Here is a 24,812-nt window from a genome sequence, read left to right as displayed (position 1 = left end):
TTGAGTGATCGATCTGCATGCTAGTCATGCAGATCTAACACAAAGCTATATAGGCGGAACTATGGCAGTCGGAAAAGAGATTAAGACAAAAATTGCGAGTGTGCAGAGCACTAAGAAGATTACCAGCGCTATGGAAATGGTTGCTGCTTCTAAGATGCGTAAAGCACAGGATCGCATGGAGTCTTCTCGCCCGTACGCGCGGAGTATCCGTGGTGTAATCCAGCACCTAGCCAAGTCCAACCCTGAGTACAGACACTTGTACATGCAGGAGCGTGAGACTAAGCGAGTTGGTTTTGTAATTGTTGCAACCGACCGTGGCTTGTGTGGTGGTTTGAACGTGAATGCGTTCAAAGCAGCTGTTAAAAGCATGAAAGAGTTCCATGACCAAGGCATCGACATCGATGTCTGTGCGCTAGGTAGCAAAGCCTCATCTTTCTTTAAGAACTATGGCGGCAATGTAGTAGCAGCAAAAACTCACCTAGGTGATGCGCCAGAAGTGGCGGATCTAATCGGGTCAGTTAAGGTCATGCTAGATGCTTACGACGAAGGCAAGCTGGACAAACTGTTCATCGTATCTAACGATTTCGTTAACACGATGACACAGCAGCCTGTAGTCAATCAGGTGCTTCCACTGAAGGCGGAAGACGACGAAGAAAAGCTTAACCATCATTGGGATTACCTATATGAGCCAGATGCTAAAGAGCTGTTAAACAGCTTGCTGGTTCGTTACGTTGAGTCCTTGGTCTACCAGGCCGTGGTTGAGAACAATGCCTGTGAACAGGCAGCACGTATGTTGGCGATGAAGAACGCAACAGACAATGCTGGCGACATGATTGACGAGCTAGAGATGATTTACAATAAAGCTCGTCAAGCAGCGATTACTCAGGAAATCTCTGAGATCGTTAGTGGTGCTGCAGCTGTTTAATAACAGGTCACAGGTTAAATTTTAAGAGGATCCGAACATGAGTAGCGGAACTATTGTTCAGATTATCGGCGCGGTAGTAGACGTGGAATTCCCACGTGACTCTGTACCGAAGGTTTACGATGCATTAACTGTATCTAAAACCGGCCTGACACTTGAAGTTCAGCAACAGCTGGGTGATGGTGTTGTACGTGCGATTGCAATGGGCCAAACAGAAGGCGTAAGCCGTGGTTTGGAAGTTGCAAACACTGGTGCTCCAGTATCTGTACCTGTTGGTACAGCAACACTGGGTCGTATCATGGACGTATTGGGTAACCCAATTGATGAATGTGGCGAAATCGGTGAAGAAGAGCGTATGCCTATTCACCGTAAAGCGCCTTCTTACGATGAGCAGTCTGCATCTAACGAACTACTAGAAACTGGTATCAAGGTAATCGACCTTGTATGTCCGTTCGCTAAGGGTGGTAAAGTTGGTCTGTTCGGTGGTGCGGGTGTAGGTAAAACCGTAAACATGATGGAGCTGATCCGTAACATCGCGATCGAGCACTCAGGTTTCTCCGTATTTGCCGGTGTAGGTGAGCGTACTCGTGAGGGTAACGACTTCTACTACGAGATGAAAGAATCCAACGTATTGGATAAAGTATCTCTAGTATACGGTCAGATGAATGAGCCTCCAGGTAACCGTCTACGTGTAGCGTTGACTGGCCTGACTATGGCTGAGAAATTCCGTGACGAAGGTCGTGACGTATTGTTGTTCGTAGACAACATCTACCGTTACACACTAGCGGGTACTGAGGTATCAGCACTTCTAGGTCGTATGCCTTCAGCGGTAGGTTACCAGCCAACTCTAGCAGAAGAGATGGGCGTTCTTCAGGAGCGTATCACTTCTACTAAGACTGGTTCCATCACGTCTATCCAGGCGGTATACGTACCAGCCGATGACTTGACTGACCCGTCTCCAGCGACAACCTTCTCTCACCTTGACGCAACAGTAGTATTGTCTCGTCAAATCGCAGAGCTAGGTATCTACCCAGCGGTAGATCCACTGGACTCTACATCTCGTCAGCTAGACCCACTAGTAATCGGTCAAGAACACTACGAGATCGCTCGTAACGTTCAGGGTGTACTACAGCGCTATAAAGAGCTGAAAGACATCATCGCGATTCTAGGTATGGACGAACTGTCTGAAGAAGATAAAGCTCTGGTAGCACGTGCTCGTAAGATGCAACGTTTCCTATCTCAGCCGTTCTTCGTAGCTGAAGTATTCACCGGTGCTCCTGGTAAATACGTGCCACTGAAAGAAACTATCAGCGGCTTTAAAGGCATCCTGGAAGGCCAGTACGACGATCTGCCAGAGCAGGCGTTCTACATGGTCGGTGGTATCGACGAAGCGATCGAGAAAGCTAAAGGCATGTAATTGCCTTTAGCTAACCTTTACGAGGTATAAATATGGCTATGACTGTTCATTGCGACATCGTAAGTGCTGAAGAAGAACTATTCTCTGGCCTTATTGAATTCGTATCCGTAACAGGTAGCCTGGGTGATCTGGGTGTATATCCAGGTCACGCTCCGCTTCTGACGGAACTAAAACCAGGCCCTGTCGAGCTACGCAAACAGGGTGGCGAACAGGATATCTTCTACGTATCCGGTGGCTTCATTGAAGTTCAGCCTCATAAGGTAACTGTACTTGCAGACACTGCTCTACATGCTGCAGACCTTAATGAAGCGAAAGCTCAAGAAGCACAGAAACATGCTGAACAGGCGATGTCTGATAAAACTGCAGAGTTCGAATACTCTAAAGCAGCGAGTCAGCTGGCTGAAGCTGCGGCTCAGCTTCGTACCCTACAGCAGATTCGTAAGAAGCTTGGTCGTTAAGACTGACTCTTACAAATCATTAGTTCTAAAAGGCAACCTTCGGGTTGCCTTTTTTGTTTCTGCTTGGGGCAGACACAAAAAATTCTCAATGTTTGTTATTTGCAAGGGTACAACTATGGAGTTAACCCGTTTTATAGGACATCTTTTAACATTACGCATTTGAAAAAACGCACAGCTTACAGGTGCCAGCCTTAACCAGATGCCAATTTTTTTAAATTAAGTGTTGACGCCTTTTTATATATCTGTAGAATTCGCCGTCCTTGCTTAGGGAGGCCGCTTTTTAAGGGGCTGCAGAGTTGAGTGAGGTGCTTAGTAAGTGATTGAAAACATTGGTTTTTAAGATTACTTACGGAGCAGGATTCAAAGTCCGGTTGCTGAGTAAAAACTTTTTACGAAATTGCAAAATAAACGGTTGACTTTGAATGAGCGCAAAGTAGAATATGCGCCTCGCTTGAGACGAAACGCTGGTTCAGCGGAGAGTCAAGAAAGCAACGCTCTTTAACAATTTGATCAGATAATTCGTGTGGGCGCTTGTTGAGAAGAAGCAAACTTTTTCTAGACAAGCAACCAAGTGAATTCATTTAAAGCGATTTACAAAGGTTTAACGTTCTTAAGAATGTTATCCGGTTGTTTAGTACTAGAGCCCGTTACCACATTCCTGGTAACACAAATGATTTAAACTGAAGAGTTTGATCATGGCTCAGATTGAACGCTGGCGGCAGGCCTAACACATGCAAGTCGAACGGTAACATGACTAGCTTGCTAGTTGATGACGAGTGGCGGACGGGTGAGTAACGCGTAGGAATCTACCCAGTAGCGGGGGATAAGCCAGAGAAATTTGGTCTAATACCGCATACGCCCTAAGGGGGAAAGCAGGGGATCTTCGGACCTTGCACTATTGGATGAGCCTGCGTGAGATTAGCTAGTTGGTGAGGTAATGGCTCACCAAGGCGACGATCTCTAGCTGGTCTGAGAGGATGATCAGCCACACTGGAACTGAGACACGGTCCAGACTCCTACGGGAGGCAGCAGTGGGGAATATTGCACAATGGGCGCAAGCCTGATGCAGCCATGCCGCGTGTGTGAAGAAGGCCCTAGGGTTGTAAAGCACTTTCAGCAGTGAGGAAAGGTTAGTAGTTAATACCTGCTAGCTGTGACGTTAACTGCAGAAGAAGCACCGGCTAACTCCGTGCCAGCAGCCGCGGTAATACGGAGGGTGCGAGCGTTAATCGGAATTACTGGGCGTAAAGCGCGCGTAGGTGGATTGGTCAGTCAGATGTGAAAGCCCAGGGCTCAACCTTGGAACTGCACCTGATACTGCCAATCTAGAATACGGTAGAGGGTAGTGGAATTTCCTGTGTAGCGGTGAAATGCGTAGATATAGGAAGGAACACCAGTGGCGAAGGCGACTACCTGGACCGATATTGACACTGAGGTGCGAAAGCGTGGGGAGCAAACAGGATTAGATACCCTGGTAGTCCACGCCGTAAACGATGTCTACTAGCCGTTGGGAGACTTGATCTTTTAGTGGCGCAGCTAACGCGATAAGTAGACCGCCTGGGGAGTACGGCCGCAAGGTTAAAACTCAAATGAATTGACGGGGGCCCGCACAAGCGGTGGAGCATGTGGTTTAATTCGACGCAACGCGAAGAACCTTACCAACTCTTGACATCCAGAGAAGTTACTAGAGATAGTTTCGTGCCTTCGGGAACTCTGAGACAGGTGCTGCATGGCTGTCGTCAGCTCGTGTTGTGAAATGTTGGGTTAAGTCCCGTAACGAGCGCAACCCTTGTCCTTATTTGCCAGCACTTCGGGTGGGAACTCTAAGGAGACTGCCGGTGACAAACCGGAGGAAGGTGGGGACGACGTCAAGTCATCATGGCCCTTACGAGTTGGGCTACACACGTGCTACAATGGCCGGTACAGAGGGCCGCGAACCTGCGAGGGTAAGCTAATCTCAGAAAACCGGTCGTAGTCCGGATTGGAGTCTGCAACTCGACTCCATGAAGTCGGAATCGCTAGTAATCGCGAATCAGAATGTCGCGGTGAATACGTTCCCGGGCCTTGTACACACCGCCCGTCACACCATGGGAGTGGATTGCACCAGAAGTAGCTAGCTTAACCTTCGGGAGGGCGGTTACCACGGTGTGGTTCATGACTGGGGTGAAGTCGTAACAAGGTAGCCCTAGGGGAACCTGGGGCTGGATCACCTCCTTAAACGAAAGCCGATTCTCGGCAAGCGTTCACACGAATTATCTGATCAGAGAAGTTAAGAGCAACGGTGTAGGCTTGTAGCTCAGCTGGTTAGAGCGCACCCCTGATAAGGGTGAGGTCGGTGGTTCAAGTCCACTCAGGCCTACCAATCAATAGCCTTACTGTTTTTCTTGGGGCTATAGCTCAGCTGGGAGAGCGCCTGCTTTGCACGCAGGAGGTCTGCGGTTCGATCCCGCATAGCTCCACCATCATCCTCTGGATGAGAAGGAAGAGTTTTAAAACATATTGTCGTTTAAGACATTATCTTTTAAAGCTTTTTTGCTTTAAACGCTCTTTAACAATTTGGATTTGATTCATTTGATTTAGATTTAAGACATGTAGTTTTACTGCATGCGCCAATTCGGCGAAATCTATCGTTACTAGCAATACAAGTTACTGTGATTCCAGACGCCTTCGGGTTATATGGTCAAGTGACTAAGCGTGCACGGTGGATGCCTTGGCAGTCAGAGGCGATGAAGGACGTTGTAACCTGCGATAAGGTTCGGGGAGGTGGTAAACAACCTTTGATCCGGACATTTCCGAATGGGGAAACCCACCTATTTATAGGTATCTTTTAACTGAATACATAGGTTATTAGAGGCGAACCTGGGGAACTGAAACATCTAAGTACCCAGAGGAAAAGAAATCAACCGAGATTCCCTAAGTAGCGGCGAGCGAACGGGGACTAGCCCTTAAGCTTTATTAGATTTAACAGAACACTCTGGAAAGTGTGGCCATAGTGGGTGATAGCCCCGTATGTGAAAGGTCTTTTAAAGTGAAATCGAGTAGGACGGCACACGTGAAACGCTGTCTGAATATGGGGGGACCATCCTCCAAGGCTAAATACTCCTGACTGACCGATAGTGAACCAGTACCGTGAGGGAAAGGCGAAAAGAACCCCTGTGAGGGGAGTGAAATAGACCCTGAAACCGTGTACGTACAAGCAGTGGGAGCCGTTTTAGGACGGTGACTGCGTACCTTTTGTATAATGGGTCAGCGACTTACTTTTAGTGGCAAGGTTAAGCATTTGCGGAGCCGTAGGGAAACCGAGTCTTAATAGGGCGTCCAGTCGCTAGGAGTAGACCCGAAACCGAGTGATCTATCCATGGGCAGGTTGAAGATGCAGTAACATGCATTGGAGGACCGAACCGACTGTCGTTGAAAAGCCAGCGGATGACTTGTGGATAGGAGTGAAAGGCTAATCAAACTCGGAGATAGCTGGTTCTCCTCGAAAACTATTTAGGTAGTGCCTCGTGTCTAACCATGGGGGGTAGAGCACTGTTTCGGCTAGGGGTCATCCCGACTTACCAACCCGATGCAAACTCCGAATACCCATGAGTTCAATCACGGGAGACACACGGCGGGTGCTAACGTCCGTCGTGGAAAGGGAAACAACCCAGACCGTCAGCTAAGGTCCCAAAGTTTATGCTAAGTGGGAAACGATGTGGGAAGGCTTAGACAGCTAGGAGGTTGGCTTAGAAGCAGCCACCCTTTAAAGAAAGCGTAATAGCTCACTAGTCGAGTCGGCCCGCGCGGAAGATATAACGGGGCTAAGCATAACACCGAAGCTACGGATGCACTTTGTGCATGGTAGAGGAGCGTTCTGTAAGCTGTTGAAGCGGAAGCTGTAAGGCACCGTGGAGGTATCAGAAGTGCAGAATGCTGACATGAGTAACGATAAGGGAGGTGAAAACCCTCCCCGCCGGAAGACCAAGGGTTCCTATCCAACGCTATTCGAGGTAGGGTGAGTCGGCCCCTAAGGAGAGGCTGAAGAGCGTATCCGATGGGAAACAGGTTAATATTCCTGTACTGCTCATAACTGCGATGGGGGGACGGAGAAGGCTAGGCTAGCGCGGCGTTGGTTGTCCGCGTTTAAGATAGTAGGTTTAGAGCTTAGGTAAATCCGGGCTCTTTTAAGACCGAGAATCGATGACGAGGTCCTTTATGGACTGAAGTAGTTGATGCCATGCTTCCAGGAAAATCCTCTAAGCTTCAGGTTATGACTAACCGTACCCTAAACCGACACAGGTGGTCAGGTAGAGAATACTAAGGCGTATGAGAAAACTCGGGTGAAGGAACTAGGCAAAATGGCACCGTAACTTCGGGAGAAGGTGCGCCGGTTTTGGTGATGGGACTTGCTCCCTAAGCTGAGGCCGGTCGAAGATACCAGGTGGCTGCGACTGTTTATTAAAAACATAGCACTCTGCAAACTCGAAAGAGGACGTATAGGGTGTGACGCCTGCCCGGTGCCGGAAGGTTAATTGATGGGGTTAGCGCTTGCGCGAAGCTCTTGATCGAAGCCCCGGTAAACGGCGGCCGTAACTATAACGGTCCTAAGGTAGCGAAATTCCTTGTCGGGTAAGTTCCGACCTGCACGAATGGCGTAACGATGGCCACACTGTCTCCACCCGAGACTCAGTGAAATTGAAATAGCTGTTAAGATGCAGTTTACCCGCGGCTAGACGGAAAGACCCCGTGAACCTTTACTACAGCTTCACAGTGGACTTTGACATTACTTGTGTAGAATAGCTGGGAGGCTTTGAAACTCTGTCGCCAGATAGAGTGGAGCCACCTTTGAAATACCAGCCTGGTAATGTTGAGGTTCTAACCCAGTTCCCTAAGCGGGATCGGGGACATTGTGTGGTGGGTAGTTTGACTGGGGCGGTCTCCTCCCAAAGAGTAACGGAGGAGCACGAAGGTACCCTCAGCATGGTCGGAAATCATGCAATGAGCGCAAGAGTAGAAGGGTGCTTGACTGCGAGACAGACACGTCGAGCAGGTACGAAAGTAGGTTCTAGTGATCCGGTGGTTCTGTATGGAAGGGCCATCGCTCAACGGATAAAAGGTACTCCGGGGATAACAGGCTGATACCGCCCAAGAGTTCACATCGACGGCGGTGTTTGGCACCTCGATGTCGGCTCATCACATCCTGGGGCTGAAGCCGGTCCCAAGGGTATGGCTGTTCGCCATTTAAAGTGGTACGCGAGCTGGGTTTAGAACGTCGTGAGACAGTTCGGTCCCTATCTGCCGTGGGCGTTTGAGATTTGAGAAGAGTTGCTCCTAGTACGAGAGGACCGGAGTGAACGAACCTCTGGTGTACCGGTTGTGATGCCAATTGCATTGCCGGGTAGCTACGTTCGGACGGGATAACCGCTGAAAGCATCTAAGCGGGAAGCCTCCTTCAAGATGAGATCTCACTGGGAACTTGATTCCCCTAAAGGGCCGTTGAAGACTACGACGTTGATAGGTTGGGTGTGGAAGCGCTGTGAGGCGTTGAGCTAACCAATACTAATTGCCCGTGAGGCTTGACCATATAACGCCCAAGGCGTTTGGCAAGTGACTTGTAAGATACGTAAGACGATAGAGAGTAACGAATTAGCGCGTAGTTAAGCTACAGTCGATAAACTATCTAGATCAAATAAAAGAAGAATCAGATCTAAGTTGTAACAGTTTTGCTTGGCGACCATAGAGTTGTGGAACCACCTGAATCCATCCCGAACTCAGACGTGAAACGCAACATCGCCGATGGTAGTGTGGGGCTTCCCCATGTGAGAGTAGGTCATCGCCAAGCATTTAATTAAGAGAAAACCCCGGTCACGATGTGATCGGGGTTTTTTCGTTGTGGAGCTAAAACAATACTGAACGAAGTGGTTATACTAGGCTTAACCCACATACACTCACTAGCAACTAACATCCTAATAAAAAGACAACCCAAGGGTGCCTGATTTGATGGAGCTAAAAGAAAAGATTGAAGGCTGTTAGAGCTCGTCGCCTAGCTCTTTATAGCCTTCGACTAGTACATGGTTGGCTGAGACGACGGATTCTGAGAACGAAGAGAATTCAGGCGATACCTTTTCGACCGACGCTAGATCAGATTCATGCGCTATGGCCGTCATAGGAGGCACGTGAGAGCGTTCTGGTAGATCGACCCCTTCGACTACGGCATTGTGTCTAATCACGCTACCGTCGCCTATATGGCAGCGGAAGACGACACTGTTAAAGCCGATAAAGACATCGTCACCGACTGTACATGGGCCATGTACAATCGAGCGATGGGCGATAGAGGTACGCTCACCTACTATAACTTCTGCACCGGCCTTTGAGTGAATCACTACGCCATCTTGAAGATTAGAGCCTTGTTTGATCAGTACGGGCTGCATATCACCTGATGCATCAACCTCATCGGCTCTGATTACAGCGTAAGGGCCAACAAAAACATTATCTTCGATAATCACACGGCCACAAACGATGGCTGTAGGGTCAATAAAGGCCTTGCCTGACACTTCTGGGTAGTAACCCGCCGGACACTTTCTAAGCATTGTTGCTCCTAATTGTTGCCTCTAACAGGTGATAGAGGCTTTGTTATTTTTTATTAGAAGTTAAGCGTATCTTTAGACTGTTATAGACCAGAAAAGGCTAATGGTTTAGCAACGCCTTCCTGAACTAGTGTCTGTGTACCATCATATACCAGGTGTCCATTTACCCAAGTCGATTTTATCTGACCCGAGAATTCTAGGCCGTCAAACGGAGTCCATTCACAGTGGTATAGGCTATTCGCATGGCTTACCAATGTCGATTTTTTCGGATCAACCAGAACTAGATCGGCAAAGTAACCCTTGCGAATAAATCCACGTTCTAAAACACCATAACGGATAGCAGGGTTATGGCATACTTTCTCGACAACTTGTTCGATCGACATACGGCCTAAATTAACGTGCTCTAATAAGGTTAGTAGAGCGTGTTGGACAAGGGGAAGGCCTGCTGGTGCATCTGAATAATCAACCAGCTTCTCGGTCAGTGTGTGCGGAGCGTGATCGGTTGCGATGATATCGATCTGCCCAGTTTTAAGTGCATTTAGCAGTGCATTGCGATCCTGTAGGGATTTAATTGCTGGGTTGCATTTAATTAAGTTACCGCGCGTTTCGTAATCTTCAGCACTAAACCATAGATGATGTACGCAAGCTTCTGCTGTGATCTTCTTGCCTTGGACAGGGCCTGATTGAAATAAGCTCAGCTCTTTTTCTGTAGTGATATGCAGAACATGAAGATTACTTTGGTATTTCTTTGCTAGTTCTACTGCGTAAGATGAGGAAGCAAGGCAGGCTTCATCATCACGAATAATAGGATGGTCGTGTATCGTAATCTTACGTCCGGTGTCTTGAACACGTTTTAGGTTGTTGGCGATGACCGGGCCGCTTTCGCAATGTGTAACGATCAAGACAGGGCTTTCACGGAAGATCCCTTCTAAAGCGGTTGGGTTCTCGACGAGTAGGTTACCGGTAGAGGCACCCATAAACACTTTTACGCCACAGGTTTTGGTCGGATCTAAGGCTTTTATATCGTCTAAGTTATCTTCTGTTGCTCCTAGATAGAATGCATAGTTTGCTGCTGAGTTTTGCGCCGCAATATTGTATTTATTCTCTAGTGCAGCTGCATTGGTTGTTGAAGGGTTAACATTTGGCATCTCCATATAGCTAGTGATGCCTCCGGCAACTGCCGCGCGCGATTCGGTTGCGATACTGCCTTTATGTGTTAAGCCTGGTTCACGGAAATGCACCTGATCGTCGATCATTCCTGGAAGCAGCCAGCACCCCTTAGCATCGATAACTGTGTCGGTAGCTTTAGCGTCTATATCAGCAGCAATTAGATCGATTCTTTGGTCTTTAATTCTTAGATCGACTTCTCTTTGTTCGCCTTCATTGATAATGATCGCGTTCTTAATCAATGTGTCTTTCATTGCTGCAATACCTTTGTGTCTCGTACTTCGGGTGAGTGGCTATAACCCCGGCCAATTATGACATGAAGTGTAATGTTATAATATAACCCAATTAAAAGGAGGCAATTGAGATCGTTTTAGCTGTTAAGGAGAGTGTGATATTTTTAGGTGAGCTACAGCAGTCGCCATAGCGTATCAAAGATGATTTTCTGAGCACCGGCTACTTCCGGCGAATCAATCACTACCGCTGTTGGGTAGTTTTCTGAAGCGAGTGAGATGATTGCACATTTAGGTGGGTAGATCGCGATATAAGCTGCATCTACTTTACCTTCCGTTTTGATCCACTTACGTTCTGATAGCAGAGCGTCTTCACCTCCATCACCGATTGCAATGGCGCGTACGTTAATACCACGTTGTATGCGCTGGTTAGTGAAGTTAGGGAAGGGTCGATAGAGGTGCTTCCTGATCGGCTTGGAGGAGAAGACTGAGTAGCTATCAGCATCTGAGCTAGACACCGTAACCAGAATGTCTTTCAGTACGTGCTCTATACCGTCATCGCCTTCATAGAAGCTGACATTGGCAGTATTAAAGTCAGGTTTAAGGTGCTGCAGCTCAGGAATAATGCTTTGTTTCAGCTCGTCGATCGCTTTATCTAAGTTCTGTCGACGATCTTCAGCCAGCTGTAAAAGAATATCTGGATCTACAGGGGCGAATAAACGTCGCTTGCCTTTAGGTTGATAGGTCACAATCCCTTTTTGCTGCATCTCTTTGAGACTTTCATAGGCACTACCGCGATTAACCCCTGATTTGTCAGCAATTGTTCGTATAGAACTTGCCCCTAAGGTCAATAAGGCTTTATAGATCTCAATTTCTCTAGGGTTTAAGCCCAATATTTTAAAAACGTCGTTATTCATAATTGTCATAAAATTTGTGACAAAAGGGATTGTATGGTTTTAGTTTTACTTTAAAGTGCGATTAAAATAAAGCGTAAACCTACAAAGGAAAGGTAAGACTATGTCTGTAGACGTTGTCATTTTGGCTGCTGGTCAGGGTAGCCGTATGAAATCCAAACTCCCTAAAGTACTGCACAAGGTTGGCGGTAAAGCGATGGTGCAACATGTAATCGACACTGCATCGTCACTACAGGGGGTAAACACGCACGTTGTAATCGGTCACGGCGCGGATAAATTACGTGAAGAGCTGCAGGGGCAAGCGCTTAATTTTGCTCTGCAGGCGGAACAAAAAGGTACAGGTCATGCAGTGGCTCAGGCGATGCCTGAGGTGGCTGATGACAGTGTTGTGCTTGTGCTTTATGGCGATGTGCCGCTAACACAAGCTGCCACTATGCAAGAGATGGTGGATATCGCTGCTACAGGGGATTTGGCACTACTGACAGTGAATCTAAAAGATCCTACCGGTTACGGCCGCATCGTACGTAATAGCGAAGACAAAGTTGTGGCGATTGTTGAGCATAAAGATGCTTCGCCAGAGCAGCACCTAATCAATGAAGTAAATACCGGAATTTTAGCGGTTAAGAGCCAGTATCTTGCTGATTGGTTACCGCAGCTATCCTCTGAAAATGCGCAAGGCGAATATTATCTGACTGATATCATCGCGATGGCTGCCAATGGTGGCGTGAAGATCAGCGCGATTCAGCCTGAAGCTGAAGAGGAAGTCCAAGGGGTTAACAACCGCGTTCAGTTGGCTGAACTAGAACGCTGGTATCAGTTGCAACGTGCTGAATGGTTGATGGTGAACGGTGCAACGTTGGCTGATCCGGCGCGTGTTGATGTGCGCGGTAATGTCTCTATTGGTCAGGACCTTCTGATCGATGTAAACGTTGTTTTAGAGGGTGATGTTGTTCTGGGTGATGATGTTGTAATCGAACCAAACTGTTACCTGAAAAACTGTACTGTTGCAGCGGGTACTCGTATCAAGGCAAATACAGTGATTGAAGATGCTGTGATTGCGGAATCTTGTGATATCGGCCCGTTTGCACGTTTACGTCCAGGCACTCAGCTTGCTGCTAAAGCTAAGGTTGGAAACTTTGTTGAAACCAAAAAAGCGATTGTAGGTGAGGGAAGCAAGATCAATCACCTTTCTTATGTGGGTGATGCTGTACTGGGTAAAGATGTAAACATCGGCGCCGGTACTATTACTTGTAACTACGACGGCGTAAATAAGTCGCTGACAGAAATCGGTGACAACGCATTTATTGGTTCTAATACTGCGCTGGTTGCACCGGTTAAAGTGGGCGCTATGGCGACTGTCGGCGCAGGTTCAACGATTGCTAAACCTGTATCCGATGATGCGCTTGCGATTACTCGTGCAAAACAAACTGAATTGAAAAACTGGCCGCGTCCTAAGAAGAAAGGAAACTAATCATGTGTGGAATTGTAGGCGCTGTTGCAGCTAGGCCTGTTCAGGAAATCCTGCTAGAAGGTTTGCGTCGTTTGGAATATCGCGGCTATGACTCTGCTGGCGTCGCATTGCAGACCGAAGCGGGTATTCAACGTTGTCGCCGTAATGGCAAGGTTCAAGCGCTCTCTGATGCCTTACAAGAGCAGCCTCTAGTGGGTACAACAGGTATCGCACATACCCGTTGGGCGACTCACGGTGTACCTTGTGAAGCGAATGCTCATCCGCATATGTCCGGTGACCAACTGGCAGTCGTACACAACGGTATTATCGAGAATTTTGAAGAGCTAAAAGCCGATCTGCAAAACGATGGTTATAAATTTAGCTCAGAAACTGATACTGAAGTAATTGCACACTTACTTGCTAGAGAGCTTAAATCAACCAGCTCTTTGCACACTGCCGTTTCCAATATTATTGGCCAGCTTGAAGGTGCTTATGCGTTGGGCGTGATCGAAAAAGCAGATCCTTCCCAGTTGGTAACCGCGCGTAAAGGTAGCCCGTTGGTGATCGGTGTTGGTATTGGCGAGAACTTTATCGCCTCCGATCAACTAGCGTTATTACAAGTAACAGACCGTTTTATGTTCTTGGAGGATGGTGATGTTGCGACCCTGACGGCGGCAGATATCACGGTAACGGATATCTCCGGTAAAAAAGTAGAGCGTGAAGTTAGCCAGTTTGAACACGGTGTAAGCTCTGCCGATAAAGGTGAATTTAAGCACTATATGCTTAAAGAGACCTATGAGCAGCCAGAAGTGATCAAAGCGTGTTTAGAAGGGCGTATCAGTGAAGATAAACTGCTGGAACAATGCTTCGGCGTTAAAGCAGCAGAAGTGTTTGATCAGGTTAAGCAGGTACAGATCATTGCTTGTGGTACGAGTTACCATGCGGGTTTGATTGCTAAGTACTGGATAGAAGATCTCGTCGGTATCCCATGTATGGTCGAGGTTGCCAGTGAGTACCGTTACCGTTCAGTTGTGATTCCTGAAGGTACGCTATTCCTGACCATTTCACAGTCTGGTGAAACAGCAGATACGTTAGCTGCGCTACGTGAAATTCAGGATCGTGTTTTGGCGTCCCTGGTTATCTGCAACGTTCCGGGCAGCTCTTTGGTGCGTGAATCAGATCTGACCTTGATGACTAACGCGGGTCCAGAGATTGGTGTGGCGTCGACTAAAGCGTTTACGACACAATTAGTGGCGTTGATGCTAACGACAATCGCACTTGGCCGTCGTAATGGCTTAACCGAAGAAACTGAAGCAGCCATCATCACCGCGCTTAAAAAGCTTCCTGAACAGGTTCAGCAAGCTCTAGCAATGGATAGTGATATAGAGCAGATGGCGCAATCTTTTGCTGAAAAGAATCATTCACTGTTCCTAGGCCGCGGCACTTTGTACCCTGTGGCAAAAGAGGGTGCGCTTAAGCTGAAAGAGATCTCTTATATCCATGCGGAGTCTTACCCAGCAGGTGAGCTAAAACATGGCCCATTGGCGTTGGTCGATAAAGAGATGCCAGTCGTCGCAGTAGCCCCGCAGAACGATATGTTGGATAAGCTAAAAGCAAATCTACAGGAAGTCCGCGCTCGTGGTGGTGAACTGTTTGTCTTTGCAGGTTCTGACAAAGTGCAACCGGAAGAGGGCACTTATGTTCTGAATATGCCTGTATGTGATGAAGTTATGCAGCCTGTTCTTTATACGATCCCGCTGCAGTTACTTTCATATCATGTGGCGATTTTGAAAGGCACGGACGTGGATCAGCCACGAAATTTGGCTAAGTCGGTAACGGTTGAGTAACGGCTTTAGCTAATAAGACTTCTATAACAGGCTCACTGATCAGTGGGCCTGTACTTTTTCCAGAATCCACTCCCTAAATGCCTTGATAATAGGCTGCTCCTTCCTGTCTTCGTGGGTGACCAGAAAATAGCCTTGTTGAGATTGGATCGGCTGTAATACTCCAAATGGGTTTATCAGTTCTCCACTGTTCAGTGCTTTTTCGATTAGCTGCTTACGCCCCATAGCAACGCCTAAACCTGATTTAGCTGCATTCACTGCATATTCTGACTTATCAAAGCAGTGCCCCTGTTTTAGAACTAGGTTCAATGTTTGTTGATCGGCCCAGTAGGACCATTCTGAATAAGGGCCAGCTTCAGGCCATGCTTGAGCATCATGTAATAGAGGGCAGTGTTTTAGTTTTTCTGGCCTATCCAATAAGTCATGTTTATCTGCGAAGTCTTTGGTACAAACGGGAATGAGCTGTTCATCCATGAGTGGCCAACTAACCAACCCCGGGTACTCGCCCTGACCATAATAGATCGCTAGATCGATCTGTTCGGCGTAAAAGTCGATCAGACGACTATGGGTTTCCATACGAATAAAAATTTGTGGGTAGAGCTGAGAGAAGTCAGCCAGCTTTTCCAGCAACCACTGTGAAGCAAAAGAGGGGGGAACGGAAAGTGAGAGTTCACCGGCAAGCCCTTGGGTATGGATATCCCGAATCAGATTATTGAGCTCGGTTAGGCTGTTATTGGTTTGTATCAGGAGCCTTTCACCCTCAGCTGTGAGCTGTAGACGACGGTTGTAGCGTAAGAACAGGGCAAAACCGAGTTGTTCTTCCAGTTTACGTATCCGTTGGCTAATGGCTCCTTGAGTAAGACTTAACTCTTCTGCCGCTAGGGTAAAGCTGAGGTGCTTGGCTGCGCTGCTGAAGCATTGCAGGTTAGCGAGCACGGCGCTATTCAAGTGAGAGAGGTTCAGATTAGCCATTTTAATCCAAGGATGTTTTTTTATGGTTTGTTGTAAATTATAAGCACTGGTTTAATGGTTTTATCCTAATTTCATTAATTGGAATTAACAAAATTTATTCGATCGGAGCTGGATTCATGGGGTTAAACAGACAGGAAATAAATGATCTGATACATAAGTTTCCCTTATTGGAGCGGCTTCAGAAAACTCAGCCGTTGCTTTGGATAAACCCTAAAATTACGGACTTTGCTGCAGTATCAGCGCACCTGCCATTGACGCAAACTGATGTTAAAGATTCCTCGGCAAGATTGAATCGCTTTGCTCCCTATCTGGCGGAAGTGTTTCCAGAAACCGCTGCCAAAAAAGGCATGATTGAATCGCCGTTGTGTGAGGTGCCTCAATTTCATCACCAGTTAGAGAAAAGAGCTAATCAAAGTCTCCCCGGCCGTTTGCTGTTGAAGTGTGACAGCCATCTACCTATATCTGGTTCGATAAAAGCACGTGGTGGTATCTATGAGGTGCTCAAGTATGCTGAGACCGTTGCTATAGAGGCCGGTCTGATCAGCAAAGATAGCTGTTACAGCAAGCTAAATAGTGATGTCTGCCGCGAACTCTTTAGTCAGTATAAAATTGTGGTGGGATCAACCGGCAACCTTGGGCTTAGTATCGGAATTATGGGGGCTGAGTTAGGCTTTTCGGTGACGGTTCATATGTCTGCAGATGCTCGGCAGTGGAAGAAAGACCTACTACGTAGCAAAGGCGTGCAGGTCATTGAATATGAAGACGATTACAGTAAAGCGGTAGAAGAGGGGCGCAAACAAGCGCTCAGCCAGCAGCGTTGTCACTTTGTTGATGATGAGAACTCAAATGACCTGTTTTTAGGCTATGCGGTTGCTGCAGAACGTCTAGCTAAACAGCTATCTGAGCAAAACATTCAGGTCGACGCTGAACATCCGTTGTTTATCTATCTGCCTTGTGGTGTCGGTGGCGGCCCTGGTGGTGTTGCTTTTGGTTTGAAGCTGCTCTTTGGCGATCATGTTCATTGCTTCTTTGCTGAGCCAACTCAATCTCCCTGTATGTTGGTGGGTATGTATACTGGCTTACATGATCAGATCAGTGTTCAGGAGTTAGGTATCGACAACCAAACTTGTGCTGATGGCCTAGCAGTAGGTCGTGCTTCCGGTTTTGTTGGTAAGGTGATGGAGCCACTGTTAAGTGGGGTTTATACCGTAGAGGACAAAACACTTTATCAGTTATTGGCCGAAATTTATGAGAGTGAGCATATAGCGTTGGAGCCATCGGCTTTGGCGGGAGCGACAGGCATTATTAATCTGATCTCGCAGGGCGAAAGCTACCTTCAGAATCATGGCTTGCTGAATAAGTTGGATAACTCAACCCATATCATCTGGGCGACAGGTGGAAGTATGGTGCCAGAATCTGAGTGGCAGAGTTACTACAAGCTTGGTAAATCATAAACTACAAATAAAAAAGGCAGCTATTAAGCTGCCTTTTTTATTATCGAATTTAAAGCTTAGCTGTAATCAGCTGGGCTGTAACCGCCTGCAATACCTTTAGACGCAAGAGCTACTGCATCATGAGCGTGTAAGCTTTCGAAGTGCTCTACCTTCAACCAGAAATCCGCGTATTGCTCTTGGCTTAGTAGTGCTTGCTTAACGCGTCGTGCAGCGTCTTCGCAGAACATTAAGTTATGGCCATTCAAACGAGCAAACTCTTGTTCGTCAGCACGTTTTACAGCAGTTTGTACTGGTGTTTTTAATGCATCTTCAACAAGATCTATTAGATCTGTAAGTGGGAATGCACCCATATCTTTATCCAGTTTAACCCAAGCTGTTGCTTGGCTACGTTGGCTATGGGGCGTAGCGAATGAGCCCTTTTCAGACTTTAACCAGTTCTCTACGTCTTCAACGTTAATGCTGCCTTTGTTGGCAAAGTCATCAGTGAATGCCTGAGCTAATAGCTGACGTGATAATGCTGCTGAACACGGACAAGTGGATGAGTACGGAACGCGTGTTGCTAGTTCCAGAACTACTTCGCCATCTTTCAGAGTTGCACGTAGCGTCGTGGAGTAGCTTTTCCAACCGCTGTTATCGCTTTTTAGAGCATCGCGCTTGATTAGGAAATCAAAATCAAAGTTTAGGAAAACCTGAGTTGAGATATCGTGATGGCTATCCAATAGGTGGGATAAGAAATCTGTTAACGCAGGAACATTCAGTGTTTGATTCTCAAAAAAGTTACTTAGCGCAAGGTAAAGGCGCGACATATGAATGCCTTTAACCTTTGGGTTTACCAGATTAACGTAGGTATTAACGCGTGCTTCGATGCTGTTTACACCTAGTTTACTATCGTCAAATTGCAGAGGGACGGTGATTCCATTCATGCCCACCCAGTCCAGAGAGCCGTGAATCTCAGGATTTTGATGGCTGGTAACGTCAGGCAAGTTGGTCATGAAGCAGGTCTTCCAATTCGGTAGTTATCAAAATCTGAATCCGTAAGCTCTTACGTAGAGAAAATAGGCTTACGTTAAACAATACCTAGTTAAATAGGGGCGTATAACGAAAAAACAAGCGCCTGTTCAAAAATGAATCAGGGTTAGGTTCAATTCGTAAATATGACCTATAAAAAAGTACTATTCCTTAGGCTGAAAGTCTAAAAAATAGAAGAGCGACGTACCATACCTCTTGATTAAGGGGGTTGGCAAATATCAGGCAAAAAAAGTCGCTTTTTAGCGCATAAAATCTGCCTTTGTCGTTTAAATACCTTGCTTTTGTATGCCTTTTAAAATGTTAGAAAGTTTTAATGTTACAGCGGGATTTTCGCTTATAAGGTTAATAATGGATGCTAGCCTATTAATAACTATAGGATATTTTGATTTATCTATTTACACAGAAGCCGATACAGCATACAAACAAAGAAAAAACCTCGTTAAGAGGCGGTGCTATGTCTATAGGAGGTCCATAGCATGAATGATTCAATGTCGAGCTTTGCTATAAATTTTATCGCGTTTGTTGGGATTGCGTTCTTGGTACTGTTTGTTGTCGCAATCGTTGTGGCGGTAGTTTTATACCAAATCGATAAACATCAAACAGCGCAAACTATCCGTCGTAACTACCCTCTGATTGGTCGCTTTCGCTACCTGTTTGAACATGCTGGTGAATTTTTCCGTCAGTACTTCTTTGCTATGGATCGCGAGGAGATGCCATTTAACCGTGCGCAACGCTCTTGGGTTTATCGCGCAGCCAAGAATGTAGATAGCACTATTGCCTTTGGTTCGTCACGTGATCTACGTATTCCTGGTACCTATTATTTTCTAAACTGTCCTTTCCCAACCTTAAAGGAAGATGCGGTAACAACGCAGAGTTTACGTATAGGTCCTTACTGTAAGACACCTTACGATGCAGCTTCTTTTTTTAATATTTCTGGCATGAGTTATGGTGCGCTATCCCGACCTGCAATCGAGGCCTTATCTCAGGGGGCTAAGAAAGCAGGTTGTTGGATGAACACAGGTGAAGGCGGGGTATCGCCTTTCCACCTGGAATCAGGCTGTGACATTGTTTATCAGATTGGCACTGCAAAATATGGTTTGCGTGATGAAAACGGAAAGTTCTCTGAGGAAAAGCTAAAAGAGAAAGGTGATCTTCCTCAAGTTAAGATGTTCGAGATCAAACTGAGTCAGGGTGCTAAACCGGGTAAAGGTGGTATCTTGCCGGGTGAGAAGGTAACACCAGAGATTGCAGCGGTACGTGGTATCCCTGTAGGCCAAGATTCTTTAAGCCCAAACCGTCATCCAGATATAGCTTCTATTGATGACCTGCTTGATATGATTGAAAAGGTACGTCGTATCACCGGTAAACCATGTGGTTTCAAAATGGTATTGGGCGATGCTGAGTGGTTGGATGAATTTTGTGAGTCGGTTAACAAGCGTGGCGTAGAGAGTGCTCCAGACTTTATTACGTTAGACAGTTGTGACGGTGGTACTGGTGCTGCACCAATGCCGTTAATGGACAGCGTAGGTCTGCCGCTGCGGGAGAGTTTGCCTATTTTGGTAAACAAACTTATGGCTCACAACCTGCGTGAGCGTGTACGTGTGATTGCCTCAGGTAAATTGATTAACCCTACCGATGTCGGTGCTGCACTTTGTATGGGGGCTGATTTCACCGTAACGGGACGTGGCTTTATGTTTGCTCTCGGTTGTATTCAGGCGTTGCAGTGTAATAAGAATACCTGCCCAACCGGCATCACTACCCATGATCCAGATCTGCAGCGTGGATTAGTGCCGATGGTTAAAGCGGATCGTGTCGCTAACTATCACAATCATTTGGTACATGAGGTGGAGATGATCGCCCACTCTTGTGGTGTAACCGAGCCGCGTCAGCTTAAGCGTAAGCATTGCGCAATCGTGGTGGAAGGTAGTCGGTCTATACCACTGAATATTCTCTATCCAGAGTATTAGTAAACAACCCAAGCAAAAACGCCAGTCATTAGGACTGGCGTTTTTATTTGTAAGTAATCATAGCGAGTGATTTTATATTACTCATCAAACCAACATTCGTCGATGTGAGAGGCGAGTTCTTTTTCTTCTTGGCGTTGTTCGATGGCTCGGCGAGCTCTAAGCGCGCGGCGCGTTGCGAGTTTTTTGCGGGAAAGTTTTTCTTCTTCTTCAAAACCCACTAGCAGATCGAATACTTCAACCTGGGTTTCGTTAAGCTCTTCAGTTTTATGCAGCATAGTAAGCTCCTGATCTTATCTTAACGGTCAGAAGGCCCATCGAGCGAAGCAGTAACTGATTATGCTTGTTAAGGCATAAACCCTTCGCTCCTCGATGAGGGGCTCTGGTGAAGTTGCTTAATAGAAAGATTTCTATCAAACACGCTTTTTAATACAGCCTTATCTCTGTTTTATAATAGCTCTGAACAAATATCAAACAGTTTTCGGCGAATTCCGAGAGGAATATTAAAAAGCCTATGTTGCAAAAGGGTGAAGGGAAGATGTCACAAATGTGACAGAAATAGCTTAATCTTCGTCCATTTCATCGGCAGGGCGAGCGCTTGGGCGTTTGTCGTTTTGACGCAAAGATCTGAGGCTACGTTTTATGGTTTTTAGGTGATCAACCAGCCCTGGACCTAGCTTCATCGCTACACCGACTGCGAGTACATCAATAACAACCAGATGGAGTACGCGGGATGACATCAGTGTGCTTAGATCTTTATCTTCTTCCAGATCGATATGGATTGGAATGCTCGCAAGATCAGCTAGGGGAGTATCACTTGGGCAGAGTGAGATAACGGTTGTGCCGGTTTCTTTTACCAGCTTGACTGTATGTAATAGATCTTTGGTACGACCTGTCTGAGAGATAGCCACAACGACATCGCGATCATCAAGCGATACAGCTGAAATAGCTTGCATGTGCGGATCCGAATAAGAGGTGCTGGATACTTTCAAACGGTGAAATTTATGCGCGGCGTCAGTACAAACTGGAGCTGATGCACCAAAGCCATAGAACTCGACACGGCGAGCTTTAGCTAGAGCAGCGATCGCACGTTCAACCGTAGTGGTATCTAGTTGCTCTTTGATATTGAGCAAGTTACCAATCATGGAATCGAAGATCTTTTCTTTAAACTCAGTAACAGTGTCTTTTGAGTTTAGGGAAAATTGCTCGAAGTGATTATTACTGGCTAAGCCTTGAGCTAAGGTGAGTTTGAAATCCTGGAAGCCATCGTAGCTTAGGGCACGACAGAAACGAACCACGGTTGGTTCGCTGACATTTGCTTCAGATGCTAGATCAACAATACGCATATGGATCACTTCATTAGCGTGAGCTAAAACATAATCCGCAACTTTTTGCTCTGACTTCCTTAAGTTTTCACGCGCTTGCGCAATCGACTTAAGCAGATTGAACGAGTTCAACCCTACACCTCACTTAGCACTTATAAATTAATACTACAGTTTTAAGTATAACAACCTTCTGACGCTCAGATCACCATTTGTCGTAAATTGCGGAGTGAAAAATCGCATGTTATTTTCATTAAAAAATAAATAAGGTTTCCATTTGTGAAACGTCGTAAGTTTATTCAGCAAGCAGGTTCTCTGCCCATTGCCGCCGCTTTAGCGACGGCTCCTCAAGTTAGTAATGCTGCACTTATTCCTGAATTTCGTTGGAGTATGGTCACGACTTGGCCTAAAAACTTCCCGGGGTTTGGCATGGGGGCTAATTTTCTCGCCAACTTAATCAATGAGATGAGCGGCGGCCGTATCCAGATATCTGTTTATGGTGCCCATGAGAAAGTTGCGCCTTCAGAAGTCTTTGATACAGTCTCTCAAGGCAAAGCTGAAATGGGGCATGGCGCTGCATTTTATTGGCAAGATAAAGTCAGGGCTGCGCAGTTTTTTGCTGCGGTACCTTTTGGCATGACTGCGCAAGAGATGAATGCTTGGTTGTATCAAGGGCGTGGCCTCGAACTTTGGCAGGAACTCTACGCAGAATATGATTTGATTCCAGCTGCGTGTGGTAATACCGGCGTGCAAATGGGTGGCTGGTTTAACCGCGAAATTAACAGCATTGAGGATTTTAAAGGTCTAAAAATGCGTATTCCCGGCTTAGGCGGGGAGGTGGTGAAACGCCTAGGTGCGGAGCCGGTATTGTTATCGGGAGATGAAATCTTTCGAGCGCTTGAACAGGGGGAGATTGAGGCTGCTGAGTGGGCTGCTCCATACAACGATGTCGCGCTGGGCCTTTATAAAGTTGCTAAATATTACTACTACCCCGGTTGGCATGAGCCTGGTACAACCATTGAATGCATCGTCAATAAACAAGCGATGAACCAGTTGCCGAAAGATCTGCAATTGATCGTGACTAATGCCATGAAAGTGGCTAATCAAGAGATGTTAGCGGAGCTAACAGCGAAAAATCATCGTGCCTTAGAAATGTTGTTAAAAGTGCATAAAGTCGAGTTACGTCAGTTTCCTGATAAGGTGTTGGAGCAACTTCGTTTAGCGTCTCATGAAGTGATTCAGCTAGAGTTAGAAAAAGATCCCAGAGCGGTCAAAATCTACGAATCATTCGAGAACTTTAGACAACAAGCGATGGCTTGGCACGATGTCTCGGAGCGGGCTTATATGCTCGCGCGAGAATAGCTACAGATTTCACTGCAATTAGCCGTAAAACCGGTACAATAAACACTTTCCAATAGTTCAGGTGAATTAGATGTCTGATCAGCGCTTTGACAAAGAGTTCTACGATCTTAAAGATTGGCAGTTAGCGGCCTACTGCGCTGCAGTCTCAGAACGCATGTTCCCTAATTTTGCTCTGTTTGCACGTTTGATGGAGTTTGGTGATGTCAGCAAAATGCGTCAAATTTTGGATGCGGTTTGGGATCACCTGAATAATACCGGTGCAAAAATGAACTTCGAAGTTCAGCTGGATAAGGTGGAAGAAAATATGCCTGATCTAGATGATTTTGATATGTATGGTGCATCACCAGCTTTGGATGCTGTTGTCGCACTGTTCTCTACACTTAACACCGTAATCGCCGCAGATGCCAGCGAAGTTATTGCTGTAGCAAATATGTCTCGTGAGTCTGTGGCAGGGTTTATTGAGCTAAACGCGGATGATCAGATCTCTGATGATGAGCTGGTTAAATTCATCAATACACACGACTTGATGTTGCAAGAAGATGATTTCCAAGCGGATATCCTAGAGATCATTCAAGATGACTTACCACGTCGTGATGCCTTGCAAGAGCTACGTGAACTAGCGCATAACGACGGTTACAGTAACCTAGGCATTAGTGATAGCGAATAATTCATGCTACGAATTGGTTTAATACTTCTGATTTTGCCATCAGTCGCTTTGATGATCCTTTTCTATGTCGATCAAAGTGCAGTTGATGCATGCTTAGATCAGGGCGGTTCATATAACTATGATCTAGCTGAGTGCGATCTTGAGCAGGAACACCCTTTCAAGCCTTTATTAGTAAGGCATCCATTGGTGGTGAATGGTGGCATGTTGCTATCGGTTGTGGGTGTATTTATGTGTATGAAAGGACTGCTTTGGCGTCCACGTAAGGAAGCCTAATGGTTAAAAAAATTATTTGGGGAATTCTATTACTGCTCGTAGCGGGCATCTTTGTGGCGTGGTTAACACAGGATAAGTGGTTACCGGGTTGGAATCAGGAGCTTGCAGATCAGAATAACGAATTTCAGCAAAGAGGGCTGGCATTAGGTCAAAAGGCCGACCAACAAACCTGTTTAGAAGAAGCGTTGAGTAGCTTTAATCAATGCTCAGGGTTTAGTTGTACGATTAAGCACGGCAAATTTTTAAAGGCTTGCTTAAACAATGCATCGCCGAGCGAAAATTTCTGTAAGGATGTACCTGAATTCCGTGAAGAACGCACCGAAGATGATAAATCATGGGCGCGTCATGCCTGTTGGAGTCGGGATGTCAGAGGCGAAGGATGTCGCCTCCTGATGCGACAACAGCAGTTATTTTGCAGCGAAAAGTAATGAAACGGACCAAAAGGTCCGTTTTTTTTAGTTGCTATCTTAATTTAAATAGTTCTAACATAAGCTCCGTACACTGTTAATGCATAGAGGTTTTATTCGTCTAATAAAATCTGTAATGTATATAGATGGACGTTTTTTTAGACGTCACTAATAAAAATAATAAATTCAAGAGTAGAGATGGAGACTGGCAACTGCATTTTTTATGCTGTGAGTTGCTAGTACTAGCTTATGGAAGTCATGTGTTACTGCAATTATGGTTCACAGCGAGTTAGTTGTGATACTGCAGCATTAGTGAAACAAGCGCCGTGTATTATCCCGCATTCGTCTGGGATAGCTCAGGGCGGTTTTGATAATTTGGGTGATATTCATC

Annotated in this window: 18 protein-coding genes, 2 tRNA genes and 3 rRNA genes; 16 read left to right on the top strand and 7 right to left on the bottom strand. The window is 46.3% G+C overall.

What is annotated here, in order from left to right; all coding sequences use genetic code 11:
• The first annotated feature begins 61 nt into the window (after positions 1 to 61).
• The 8 genes from atpG to rrf all read left to right on the top strand — a co-directional run bounded on the left by atpG (position 62) and on the right by rrf (position 8,621).
• Complete coding sequence (atpG, locus tag ACMXYX_RS17560; protein WP_415884693.1) at positions 62 to 925, top strand: F0F1 ATP synthase subunit gamma; 864 nt, start codon at positions 62 to 64, stop codon at positions 923 to 925.
• Positions 926 to 962: 37 nt separating this feature from the next.
• A complete protein-coding gene (gene atpD / locus ACMXYX_RS17555; RefSeq protein ID WP_415882943.1) occupies positions 963 to 2,339 on the top strand; it encodes a F0F1 ATP synthase subunit beta in 1,377 nt (458 codons plus the stop codon).
• A gap of 32 nt (positions 2,340 to 2,371) precedes the next feature.
• Positions 2,372 to 2,797 (top strand): F0F1 ATP synthase subunit epsilon, encoded by a 426-nt coding sequence (locus ACMXYX_RS17550; protein WP_415882942.1) that lies wholly within the window; start codon positions 2,372 to 2,374, stop codon positions 2,795 to 2,797.
• 677 nt (positions 2,798 to 3,474) lie between these two features.
• Positions 3,475 to 5,014 (top strand): 16S ribosomal RNA (locus tag ACMXYX_RS17545).
• 68 nt (positions 5,015 to 5,082) lie between these two features.
• Positions 5,083 to 5,159 (top strand) — tRNA-Ile (locus ACMXYX_RS17540).
• Positions 5,160 to 5,183: 24 nt separating this feature from the next.
• Positions 5,184 to 5,259: transfer RNA gene (locus tag ACMXYX_RS17535), tRNA-Ala, on the top strand.
• Between the two features lie 216 nt (positions 5,260 to 5,475).
• Positions 5,476 to 8,363 (top strand): 23S ribosomal RNA (locus ACMXYX_RS17530).
• A 142-nt stretch (positions 8,364 to 8,505) separates the two neighbouring features.
• A 5S ribosomal RNA gene (gene rrf / locus ACMXYX_RS17525) occupies positions 8,506 to 8,621 on the top strand.
• The 16S, 23S and 5S rRNA genes sit together here with 2 tRNA genes alongside, the layout of an rRNA operon.
• Positions 8,622 to 8,808: 187 nt before the next feature.
• Here rrf and ACMXYX_RS17520 read toward each other — a convergent pair.
• The 3 genes from ACMXYX_RS17520 to ACMXYX_RS17510 all read right to left on the bottom strand — a co-directional run bounded on the left by ACMXYX_RS17520 (position 8,809) and on the right by ACMXYX_RS17510 (position 11,680).
• Positions 8,809 to 9,369, bottom strand: coding sequence for a carbonate dehydratase (locus tag ACMXYX_RS17520; protein WP_415897213.1), 561 nt, complete (start codon positions 9,367 to 9,369; stop codon positions 8,809 to 8,811).
• A gap of 80 nt (positions 9,370 to 9,449) precedes the next feature.
• Positions 9,450 to 10,787: a dihydroorotase gene (locus ACMXYX_RS17515; RefSeq protein ID WP_415906337.1), complete on the bottom strand. Its 1,338-nt coding sequence runs from the start codon at positions 10,785 to 10,787 to the stop codon at positions 9,450 to 9,452.
• A gap of 152 nt (positions 10,788 to 10,939) precedes the next feature.
• Entirely contained in the window at positions 10,940 to 11,680 is a 741-nt protein-coding gene (locus ACMXYX_RS17510; RefSeq protein ID WP_415882939.1) for a TrmB family transcriptional regulator, read from the bottom strand.
• Between the two features lie 100 nt (positions 11,681 to 11,780).
• Between ACMXYX_RS17510 and glmU the strand changes: the two genes are divergently transcribed.
• Positions 11,781 to 13,148, top strand: a complete 1,368-nt coding sequence (gene glmU / locus ACMXYX_RS17505) for a bifunctional UDP-N-acetylglucosamine diphosphorylase/glucosamine-1-phosphate N-acetyltransferase GlmU (protein ID WP_415897212.1) — start codon at positions 11,781 to 11,783, stop codon at positions 13,146 to 13,148.
• A 2-nt stretch (positions 13,149 to 13,150) separates the two neighbouring features.
• On the top strand, positions 13,151 to 14,974 hold the full coding sequence (gene glmS, locus ACMXYX_RS17500; protein WP_415897211.1) for a glutamine--fructose-6-phosphate transaminase (isomerizing): 1,824 nt from the start codon (positions 13,151 to 13,153) through the stop codon (positions 14,972 to 14,974).
• 39 nt (positions 14,975 to 15,013) lie between these two features.
• Here the strand turns inward: glmS and dsdC are convergent, their stop codons facing one another.
• Entirely contained in the window at positions 15,014 to 15,943 is a 930-nt protein-coding gene (gene dsdC, locus ACMXYX_RS17495) for a DNA-binding transcriptional regulator DsdC (protein ID WP_415897210.1), read from the bottom strand.
• A 116-nt stretch (positions 15,944 to 16,059) separates the two neighbouring features.
• Between dsdC and ACMXYX_RS17490 the strand changes: the two genes are divergently transcribed.
• The gene (locus tag ACMXYX_RS17490) at positions 16,060 to 17,397 is read left to right on the top strand and encodes a D-serine ammonia-lyase (protein WP_415897209.1); all 1,338 of its coding nucleotides are present in this window, start codon (positions 16,060 to 16,062) and stop codon (positions 17,395 to 17,397) included.
• Between the two features lie 56 nt (positions 17,398 to 17,453).
• On the opposite strand, the gene folE2 is transcribed toward ACMXYX_RS17490, so the two are convergent.
• A complete protein-coding gene (gene folE2, locus ACMXYX_RS17485; protein WP_415882934.1) occupies positions 17,454 to 18,389 on the bottom strand; it encodes a GTP cyclohydrolase FolE2 in 936 nt (311 codons plus the stop codon).
• A 513-nt stretch (positions 18,390 to 18,902) separates the two neighbouring features.
• Between folE2 and ACMXYX_RS17480 the strand changes: the two genes are divergently transcribed.
• On the top strand, positions 18,903 to 20,393 hold the full coding sequence (locus ACMXYX_RS17480; RefSeq protein ID WP_415882933.1) for an FMN-binding glutamate synthase family protein: 1,491 nt from the start codon (positions 18,903 to 18,905) through the stop codon (positions 20,391 to 20,393).
• A 77-nt stretch (positions 20,394 to 20,470) separates the two neighbouring features.
• Here ACMXYX_RS17480 and ACMXYX_RS17475 read toward each other — a convergent pair whose 3' ends face one another.
• Positions 20,471 to 20,668 carry a PA3496 family putative envelope integrity protein gene (locus ACMXYX_RS17475; protein ID WP_415882932.1) on the bottom strand — a complete coding sequence of 66 codons (198 nt, stop codon included), beginning with the start codon at positions 20,666 to 20,668 and terminating at the stop codon, positions 20,471 to 20,473.
• Between the two features lie 285 nt (positions 20,669 to 20,953).
• Entirely contained in the window at positions 20,954 to 21,847 is an 894-nt protein-coding gene (locus ACMXYX_RS17470; RefSeq protein WP_415882931.1) for an SIS domain-containing protein, read from the bottom strand.
• Between the two features lie 144 nt (positions 21,848 to 21,991).
• Between ACMXYX_RS17470 and ACMXYX_RS17465 the strand changes: the two genes are divergently transcribed.
• From ACMXYX_RS17465 to ACMXYX_RS17450, 4 genes are all read left to right on the top strand, one after another.
• Positions 21,992 to 23,074, top strand: coding sequence for a TRAP transporter substrate-binding protein (locus ACMXYX_RS17465; protein ID WP_415882930.1), 1,083 nt, complete (start codon positions 21,992 to 21,994; stop codon positions 23,072 to 23,074).
• 70 nt (positions 23,075 to 23,144) lie between these two features.
• Positions 23,145 to 23,741 carry a YjaG family protein gene (locus ACMXYX_RS17460; RefSeq protein ID WP_415882929.1) on the top strand — a complete coding sequence of 199 codons (597 nt, stop codon included), beginning with the start codon at positions 23,145 to 23,147 and terminating at the stop codon, positions 23,739 to 23,741.
• Positions 23,742 to 23,744: 3 nt separating this feature from the next.
• Positions 23,745 to 24,014 (top strand): hypothetical protein, encoded by a 270-nt coding sequence (locus tag ACMXYX_RS17455; protein ID WP_415882928.1) that lies wholly within the window; start codon positions 23,745 to 23,747, stop codon positions 24,012 to 24,014.
• Positions 24,014 to 24,442: a hypothetical protein gene (locus tag ACMXYX_RS17450; protein ID WP_415882927.1), complete on the top strand. Its 429-nt coding sequence runs from the start codon at positions 24,014 to 24,016 to the stop codon at positions 24,440 to 24,442. Before ACMXYX_RS17455 ends, ACMXYX_RS17450 begins: the two co-directional genes overlap by 1 nt.
• The last annotated feature ends 370 nt before the right edge of the window (positions 24,443 to 24,812 follow it).

It is taken from the genome of Neptuniibacter sp. QD72_48, assembly GCF_047778065.1.
Classification (GTDB): domain Bacteria; phylum Pseudomonadota; class Gammaproteobacteria; order Pseudomonadales; family Balneatricaceae; genus Neptuniibacter.
The sequence above is the reverse complement of the archived record's forward strand: the minus strand, read 5'-3'. Positions and strand labels throughout refer to the sequence as shown.

Excerpts from the sequence above, each read along its gene's own strand:
- atpG (WP_415884693.1), top strand. The coding sequence starts at position 62 with ATGGCAGTCGGAAAAGAGATTAAGACAAAAATTGCGAGTGTGCAGAGC.
- atpD (WP_415882943.1), top strand. The coding sequence starts at position 963 with ATGAGTAGCGGAACTATTGTTCAGATTATCGGCGCGGTAGTAGACGTG.
- ACMXYX_RS17550 (WP_415882942.1), top strand. The coding sequence starts at position 2,372 with ATGGCTATGACTGTTCATTGCGACATCGTAAGTGCTGAAGAAGAACTA.
- ACMXYX_RS17520 (WP_415897213.1), bottom strand. The coding sequence starts at position 9,369 with ATGCTTAGAAAGTGTCCGGCGGGTTACTACCCAGAAGTGTCAGGCAAG.
- ACMXYX_RS17515 (WP_415906337.1), bottom strand. The coding sequence starts at position 10,787 with ATGAAAGACACATTGATTAAGAACGCGATCATTATCAATGAAGGCGAA.
- ACMXYX_RS17510 (WP_415882939.1), bottom strand. The coding sequence starts at position 11,680 with ATGAATAACGACGTTTTTAAAATATTGGGCTTAAACCCTAGAGAAATT.
- glmU (WP_415897212.1), top strand. The coding sequence starts at position 11,781 with ATGTCTGTAGACGTTGTCATTTTGGCTGCTGGTCAGGGTAGCCGTATG.
- glmS (WP_415897211.1), top strand. The coding sequence starts at position 13,151 with ATGTGTGGAATTGTAGGCGCTGTTGCAGCTAGGCCTGTTCAGGAAATC.
- dsdC (WP_415897210.1), bottom strand. The coding sequence starts at position 15,943 with ATGGCTAATCTGAACCTCTCTCACTTGAATAGCGCCGTGCTCGCTAAC.
- ACMXYX_RS17490 (WP_415897209.1), top strand. The coding sequence starts at position 16,060 with ATGGGGTTAAACAGACAGGAAATAAATGATCTGATACATAAGTTTCCC.
- folE2 (WP_415882934.1), bottom strand. The coding sequence starts at position 18,389 with ATGACCAACTTGCCTGACGTTACCAGCCATCAAAATCCTGAGATTCAC.
- ACMXYX_RS17480 (WP_415882933.1), top strand. The coding sequence starts at position 18,903 with ATGAATGATTCAATGTCGAGCTTTGCTATAAATTTTATCGCGTTTGTT.
- ACMXYX_RS17475 (WP_415882932.1), bottom strand. The coding sequence starts at position 20,668 with ATGCTGCATAAAACTGAAGAGCTTAACGAAACCCAGGTTGAAGTATTC.
- ACMXYX_RS17460 (WP_415882929.1), top strand. The coding sequence starts at position 23,145 with ATGTCTGATCAGCGCTTTGACAAAGAGTTCTACGATCTTAAAGATTGG.
- ACMXYX_RS17455 (WP_415882928.1), top strand. The coding sequence starts at position 23,745 with ATGCTACGAATTGGTTTAATACTTCTGATTTTGCCATCAGTCGCTTTG.
- ACMXYX_RS17450 (WP_415882927.1), top strand. The coding sequence starts at position 24,014 with ATGGTTAAAAAAATTATTTGGGGAATTCTATTACTGCTCGTAGCGGGC.